This is a genomic window from Colwellia hornerae, from assembly GCF_007954355.1.
Taxonomy (GTDB): domain Bacteria; phylum Pseudomonadota; class Gammaproteobacteria; order Enterobacterales; family Alteromonadaceae; genus Colwellia_A; species Colwellia_A hornerae.
Genome location: NZ_VOLR01000049.1, coordinates 1 through 7,229 on the forward strand (window position 1 = coordinate 1; position 7,229 = coordinate 7,229).

The window sequence follows — 7,229 nt, forward strand, 5'->3', positions numbered from 1 at the left end:
CGGCGTTAGGACGGCAATAGCCTAACGGCTATTGAACCGCGAACATAGACTGAAGACAGGTGCCACGACGAAATGAGTAAGGTAGGCGCTGCTAGCAAACAAGTTAGTAATCCACGAATATCAGCATGATAACCGACGAAATTACTTGCTTCATTCTATGCGTTAACTCACTTAATACTAAAAGTGAATACAATGGTTCTGAAATTAATGAACAAGGATCAGTGTATTTAACTTGACGTGGGGAGTCATACCAACGCCCATTTAAGGGGCAAATAATTGTTGGTTAAAATAGCGATCAAGGAGCAAAAGCCAACAGTTTTTTGTTCTTGTTTAAGTTTTTGTTAGTTAGCTAATCAGCATATGTATCCAATATTTCGTTTACAGATGGCTGTTTATCGAAGCTGAAGTTACAAAGTTGAATATACCCAATACTATGACTAGGTGAAAGCCAAAAATAACTCCCCATTGAGTCAATTGATAACCCTCTATGAGAATATACTGTCTCGCCTTTAACTTTGCTAATGAACAATCCATTATTATATGGTACCCCTCCAATTTTAGAAACGGTCTTTAAAGAAGATAATATTTGACTAATAAAATGACCTTTACTGTCGTCAGTATTTTGAAAGCGGGAGAATCCTCCAATGTTCGAAACAGGCTTCATTGGATGCAAAAATGTACTCCAAAATAATTTGTCATCAATAGGAGCCATTAAATGACTTATCCATTTTGCAAAATCAGGGAGCGTAGATAAAATCCCACCATCTCCTTGAGTAATTAAATTTGATGAATTACGGCGATATTTGTATCTTGGTGAATTTATAGCACTATATCCCGTTGCACTCCAAGGCGTTTCAACAGTATGTAAACTCACAAGTTCAGTCGAAGACATTCCAAGTGGTTTAAATAGTTGTTGAGCTAATTCACTAAAAGGTATTCCACTAGCTTTTTCAAGTATGTCAGCTAAAAGCAAATAACCGGTATTACTGTAACTTGAGTTTTCACCCGGTTTGAATGACGGTGCAGATAACGCCATCATAGTATCTAGCACATGCATTAAAGTAACATCGCGTGCGATTGGCTTCCCTACAACTAGCTCAGCAAGTACATGAGGTATAGTAGATACCCTTTTTACAAGCTGCTCCCTAGTTTTTTCATCATTTAAATAGTCTGGAAGACCACTTTGGTGATTAATCAAATGATGCAACTTAACATCTTCAAACCAATTAGGGCCTTGAGGATAATATTTTTTCAATGAATCATTTACAGATAGTTGGCCTTTTGCCTCTAATTGTAAGGCTAAAGCAGCAGTAAAATGTTTAGTAATAGACCCCAAATTAAAAACGGTTTTCTTATCTATTGGAACTTGATAACGTAAGTTTGCCTGCCCAAAGTAGCGTTCGTAAACTAATTCACCTTTCTTCACAACTCCGACAGCACAGCCAGGCGTTTGTGAGTTTAATCCACTAAAACTATCACTAACGTTAGCATCTACGGTTAATGTAATCGTGTTTAAAATAGTAAATATTAACAAAAGTATTTTCATTTAAAATCCATTTTATAAATGCCAAATATTGTATTGCAAGCTATCACCCCATTAGGATGCAAATAACCAATTTTTTTGTTCTGCTTTAGCGGCTTCTTATATTTTTCAAACCAGTAATTAACTAAATAATAAGACTGGGAATACTGGCCAAAACATTAGATTACCAAGGTAATGACTCCAAGTAGATTGAAAGTTTTCAATTCCTTGTAAATCAATACTTTTGATAGAGCCAATAGCAACTGCTTTTATTAAAGCTTTAGGAGTTATGGAATACATTTTTCCACTTGAATCTTTAAAAATAATTCTCAATCTAGTTGCAAACATTTCATGTGTAATTTCAACACGATTCATTACTGCAAAAATATTTTTTTCTGAGACTGTTAGCCTTAATATATAATCTGGTTCTGATTTCATATCCGTTTTCCAAGAATTGATATGTTCAGGTGCTATTAAGGGATGGTAAGTCGAGTCAGAGATTCTTGCATAGGCCCACTCTGCCGAAATTTCAATTTCTGTGTTTAAATGAGGAAATATAAGAGAATTTTGAGGTTTATTCCAGACAAAAAACACACATATAATGGACAAAATGACAATGGTTATGTTTTTTGTAAACTTCTGATAATAATCTAACTTATTAAATAAGATAAAAATAAAGGGCATGGCGAAAACTAAACCAGTAGCACCAATATTTACCGCTCCACCTAGTATAAAAGTAATACTTAAGACGATGAAAAAAATTCGCCTTACTGATTCTGATATTAACTCTAAAAAAAATTCGTCTTTCATAATTCTCAAAAAATATAACGCTTAATCAACAGGTAAAAATCAGTTAACCAACATAAGCTATGCAGGAGAAAAAAAATTTTCACTATGTAGTTAATCTTCTTTTTTTATAATAAAAACATAAAGTGCCTAAATATTTCAATTGTATCAAGCCTTTATTAACATTCCTTTAACTAAATTTTAATTATCACTGTTTTATCACCTTTTCTTTGTTGAAACTGTGCAGAGTTACTACCTTAAAATTCCTTTCTTTGCTTAATCTTATTGTTGAAATAACATCAACGCCGATGCCTGTTTATTTATATAGGGTAATTAACGCTTTGTTTTCCTGTTAATAAATCAATGTAATATTTAGCTGTTGGTGAAAATGGCCGCAACGTTATTTGACTAAACCTATGGTACTAAGGTGCCAATTCAAAAGTTAACTATTTGCATTAATATAGAGCATAAGAATCGTGTTGAAGATTTTAGAGCGACGGATTAAATAGCCTTATCGAGATCGCCAAGCTTACGCTTTTACTATTATCTAATGCCCTTTAATAAACAGCCCTATCGCAAGTCTTTGCCCAATAATGATGAACGGCTCAGGGGCAAATACGTCTAGTTGCTTTTTTATTAACGAAAACGGTAAGAAATTAATAAAACAATTAAATAGGAAAACAATTATGCTAAAAGGTAAAACAGCTTTGATCACAGGTTCAACGAGTGGTATTGGCTTGGCGGCGGCATATGTCTTAGCTGAGCAAGGCATTAATTTGGTACTACACGGTTTAATGGATGACGAAGCAGGCCAAGCGTTAGCAGATGAATTTGCGACAAAATATAATATCAAGACACTTTTTGACGGTGCAAATTTAATGTTAGCAGAAGATATTTCAGTATTTATGGCTAAGGCTATTGAAGTAATGGGCTCAATCGATATTTTGGTCAATAATGCCGGTATTCAACATACCGAAAGTATTGATACTTTCCCTGAAAATAAGTGGGATGCGATAATCGCCATCAATTTAACCGCCGCATTTCACACCATTCAAAAGTCACTTGCGGGTATGAAAACAAATGGTTGGGGTCGCATTATTAATATTGCCTCTGTCCATGGACTCGTAGCCTCGCTAAATAAATCGGCTTATGTTGCAGCAAAACATGGCATTGTTGGCTTAACGAAAGCAGTTGCACTTGAGTGTGCCGAGCATGGCATTACCGTTAATTCTATTTGCCCAGGTTGGGTGGATACATCATTAATTAATAATCAAATTAATGATATAGCACAGCAGAAAAGTGTAAGCTTCGAACAAGCTAAATATGCCTTAGTAAACGCTAAGCAACCCTTACCCGAAATGATGGACCCTCGCCAAATTGGTGAATTTATTTTATTCTTATGCAGTAATAGTGCGCGTAGTATAACCGGTTCGGCACTTCCCATGGACGGTGCTTGGACAGCTCAATAAAAAACAGGAAAAAATATGACGATAGCTAACAACGAAAACACAGCAGGTGAAAAAATTCGCCGTCAAGTTATGGGCGATGAATTTGTTGACCGCGCGCTTAATAATGCCGATGACTTTAGTCAGCCTATGCAAGACTACATCAATGATCATGGCTGGGGAGCAACCTGGCAGCGAACTGAATTAGATCTTAAAACCCGTAGTTTAGTGACTATCGCTATGCTAGCAGCACTAAGAGCTCCGCAAGAACTTAAAGGGCATATTCGTGGTGCGTTAAATAATGGCGCGACTAAAGAGGAAATACGAGAAGTATTACTGCACAGCGCTGTTTATTGTGGCGCGCCAGCTGCACAAGAAGCTTTTAGAGCTGCTAAAGAAGTTTTATAAATCGTCTATAAATAACATTGTAAAGGCTGGACAAAACATTTGCCTAGCCTGATAACTTATTTACCTAACGTTATTATAAACAGCCGACGAAACGCTAAAAATTTCGAATTTCTACAGTATTACTGTTGAAGTCAAACTTATTGATTTTTCCACATTCAGCAAGATGATTACTCGATGCATAAGGTGTGTTAGCTTGGTTGATGTCACCTTCCCAACCTTGTCCATTCTTAACATAGGCTTTTACTTCAAACTTGTTATTAACCGCTTTACTACAATCCATATCAACATCTAACATCCAGTAATGTTGACCCCAAATATTTAACGGCTCTTCACCATAACCATCATTAGCAACGGTTCGCTTTGTTCCCCAACCTGCCGGCCAAGCATTGGTGGTCCAATCAAGCGGTGTTCCTTCGGCTGTGCTACTTTGAGCGGCTTCACTGCCATACCAATCTAAGTAGCTTTCATTGGTTTTCCATGGTGTTGTCGTTGCACTTTTTAAATTGTTATGGCGAATAGGCATTGCACACTCAAAATTAGTGGTTTGGCAATTTCTACCCAGATTATTATTGGCGTAGTTATGATCAATACCGCCACGAATAAACATATCTTGACCACTTTGCGTTTGTGCTTGAATAAATATCACCGTTCGTTTCAATGTTGTTGGCCCTGTTACCCCACCGTTAATTTTTGCGCCTTGATGAATAGCAAAAGCATCCCACCCCCCCACATTGGCATTAATACTTCCCCCCTGGTTCACTGTGATCGTTTCACCACTACAGGATTTAGCGTCAGCAGATAATTGCCCTTTTAACACGTTACAATAAGTACCTGCGCTCATCTGTGTATTTAGCGTAGACGTTAAATTAACCTCTTCTTTATTAATCGCAACAAATCCCGAACTACCTCGACCAAAAGCAATTTGGTTATTGCCATTATCCCACCAGTTTGTGGTGCTCCAGTTATCTGCGGTATTATTTCTAAAGTCGACACCACCGGCAATATATGACCATCGATGCTCGCACTGCCAACTACTACCAAAGCATTCTAGATTACCATTGTTATGAACCGGAACACTTGGCGCACCCGCACCCGCATCAGTATCACCATGAAAGTCATAGCTCGACATAACTTTCGGGTAACCATACGGATAAGCCAACATAAATACATTCGCTAAGTCGTATAAACGGCCATCTTCAAAAGTAATCACATTACCACCGCCACCATGACCACGTTGATTATCATGGTTATCGACAAAAACCACCGCTGAACTACTCGGTAAAAAGCCCCAAGCTTCACCAAAACTACTCAGTGATGCTAGACTGCCATTTTTGAAGGTGTTACCTAGCTGTGTCGTATATTTAAATTCTGTTACTAAACCTGTGCTTTGGTATTCACTTGCGGTAATGGGTTCATCGCCTTGATCAATCACTTCCTGAAAGACCAAAGGCGAGCCATTAACTTTCGATAATACCCCTTGAATATCACCTAATGACATGTGTTTAGAGGCGTCAAACCTAAAACCTGTAACACCGATGTCTTGCAGGCCGTTTAAATAACCCGCGAGCGTTTCTTGTACATAAGTGTCACCGGTATTAAGATCGGTTAAGCCTACTAGTTCACAGTTTTGTACTTGCCAACGATTGTTATAATCGGTAATGGCACAAGTATCATGAAAGTCTTGTGGCCCGTAATTAGGGAAGCTTTTGTTACCATAATTACTCCCTGCCGTGCCCGTACCACTGCCAGACGCCATATGATTTAAAACTGCATCAACATATATTTCTACGCCAACGGCCTTGCAACGATTCACCATGTCGACAAACTGGGCACGGTTACCGCCTCGACTCTCAATCTTATAGCTTACCGGTTGATATCGAGTCCACCATTGTCCCCCTTGAATATGCTCATTAGGTGGTGACACCTGCACTGCGGCATAACCTTTAGGGCCTAAATAGTCTTCACATTCTTGGGCAACATCTTGCCAGTTCCATTCAAATAAATGAACAAAAGTAGTTGGTTGAGCAGCGGCTTGAACCTGACAAACAATGCCTAATGCCAGACCTGTTGTTAATAACGATTTTATTACTTTAGTTTTCATTTTTATTTTTATTCCTAATGTAAAATCAATGTTTATATTTGCTTATTAAATAGCCAAGACAGGTTGCGTTAAATTTAAACAAAGCGCTATATCTAAGAAGATGAATACGTATTCAACCATTATTTTTAGGTGTTTTACCGAGCAAGAAACTATATTGAAATTATGATGACCTAGATAAAGATGGAGATGAAACGTGTTGACAACATCGGTAACGGGACCACTGACATTGTGATAACTAGGTCTTGTCTTTTTACAGCAAGCCTCTCATTTTATTTAATATAATTATTCTTGTTAAACAGGCTAAGTAATGGCGTAAGTGATAGCGAAGTTGGGCCATTAATTATTTTTATGTATTATTTATGTCCTTATAAAATATAACTATTACGGAACCAAACCGTTATTATCTATTCATTTGAAAGTATATAACTGAAACTTTTTAAGTGATTTGACTTACAATAACAATAAATACTATTATGTAGTTATTATAATTTAGGATGAAAGTAATGGCGAATAAACAAAGTTATTTAGGTGAATTCGAGCATTGTGTTTTACTGAGTATTTTACAACTCAAAGATGAAGCCTATGGCGTTACTATCCGTGCGCAACTGAAAAAAGCCATTGATAGAGATGTTTCTCTGGGTGCTATTTACTCTACATTTGAACGATTGGAAAAAAAAGGCTTTATCCAGTCTAGAAAAAGTGAAGTCCTACCTGAACGCGGCGGTAAATCAAAACGGCTTGTTAAGGTGACGTCCTTAGGACACAAAGAATTATTAGCAACAAAAAAATGCATGGACATCATGTGGAAAAATATCATTTGTGATCAAGCTTAATAAATACTCATAGGTTGGATCTTAAGGAATAAAACAATTGAAAACATGCTCTGAATTTGATCTGATAGTAATCGCCAAACCACTATCTATCCCAAAAGCAGAGCATGAATAAACATAATACTGAGTTAAACAAA

The 7,229-nt window shown here is 37.0% G+C and carries 6 protein-coding genes; 3 read left to right on the forward strand and 3 right to left on the reverse strand.

Going from position 1 to position 7,229, the window contains the following annotated elements; genetic code table 11:
• Positions 1-349 precede the first annotated feature (349 nt).
• Together ESZ26_RS18570 and ESZ26_RS18575 are read right to left on the reverse strand one after the other, a co-directional pair.
• Complete coding sequence (locus ESZ26_RS18570; protein ID WP_146801238.1) at positions 350-1,546, reverse strand: serine hydrolase domain-containing protein; 1,197 nt, start codon at positions 1,544-1,546, stop codon at positions 350-352.
• A gap of 117 nt (positions 1,547-1,663) precedes the next feature.
• A complete protein-coding gene (locus ESZ26_RS18575; protein ID WP_146801240.1) occupies positions 1,664-2,332 on the reverse strand; it encodes a hypothetical protein in 669 nt (222 codons plus the stop codon).
• Positions 2,333-2,994: 662 nt separating this feature from the next.
• On the opposite strand from ESZ26_RS18575, the gene ESZ26_RS18580 reads away from it, so the two are divergent.
• The gene (locus ESZ26_RS18580; RefSeq protein WP_146801242.1) at positions 2,995-3,777 is read left to right on the forward strand and encodes a 3-hydroxybutyrate dehydrogenase; all 783 of its coding nucleotides are present in this window, start codon (positions 2,995-2,997) and stop codon (positions 3,775-3,777) included.
• A 15-nt stretch (positions 3,778-3,792) separates the two neighbouring features.
• Positions 3,793-4,161: a carboxymuconolactone decarboxylase family protein gene (locus tag ESZ26_RS18585; RefSeq protein WP_146801244.1), complete on the forward strand. Its 369-nt coding sequence runs from the start codon at positions 3,793-3,795 to the stop codon at positions 4,159-4,161.
• 94 nt (positions 4,162-4,255) lie between these two features.
• Here ESZ26_RS18585 and ESZ26_RS18590 read toward each other — a convergent pair whose 3' ends face one another.
• A complete protein-coding gene (locus tag ESZ26_RS18590) occupies positions 4,256-6,262 on the reverse strand; it encodes an alpha-amylase (RefSeq protein WP_146801246.1) in 2,007 nt (668 codons plus the stop codon).
• Positions 6,263-6,765: 503 nt separating this feature from the next.
• Here ESZ26_RS18590 and ESZ26_RS18595 point away from each other — a divergent pair.
• Positions 6,766-7,095 (forward strand): PadR family transcriptional regulator, encoded by a 330-nt coding sequence (locus ESZ26_RS18595; RefSeq protein WP_146801248.1) that lies wholly within the window; start codon positions 6,766-6,768, stop codon positions 7,093-7,095.
• Positions 7,096-7,229: the final 134 nt, after the last annotated feature.

Bases quoted from the DNA above. Each gene is read 5' to 3' on its own strand.
- ESZ26_RS18570 (WP_146801238.1), bottom strand. From the start codon at position 1,546: ATGAAAATACTTTTGTTAATATTTACTATTTTAAACACGATTACATTA.
- ESZ26_RS18575 (WP_146801240.1), bottom strand. From the start codon at position 2,332: ATGAAAGACGAATTTTTTTTAGAGTTAATATCAGAATCAGTAAGGCGA.
- ESZ26_RS18580 (WP_146801242.1), top strand. From the start codon at position 2,995: ATGCTAAAAGGTAAAACAGCTTTGATCACAGGTTCAACGAGTGGTATT.
- ESZ26_RS18585 (WP_146801244.1), top strand. From the start codon at position 3,793: ATGACGATAGCTAACAACGAAAACACAGCAGGTGAAAAAATTCGCCGT.
- ESZ26_RS18590 (WP_146801246.1), bottom strand. From the start codon at position 6,262: ATGAAAACTAAAGTAATAAAATCGTTATTAACAACAGGTCTGGCATTA.
- ESZ26_RS18595 (WP_146801248.1), top strand. From the start codon at position 6,766: ATGGCGAATAAACAAAGTTATTTAGGTGAATTCGAGCATTGTGTTTTA.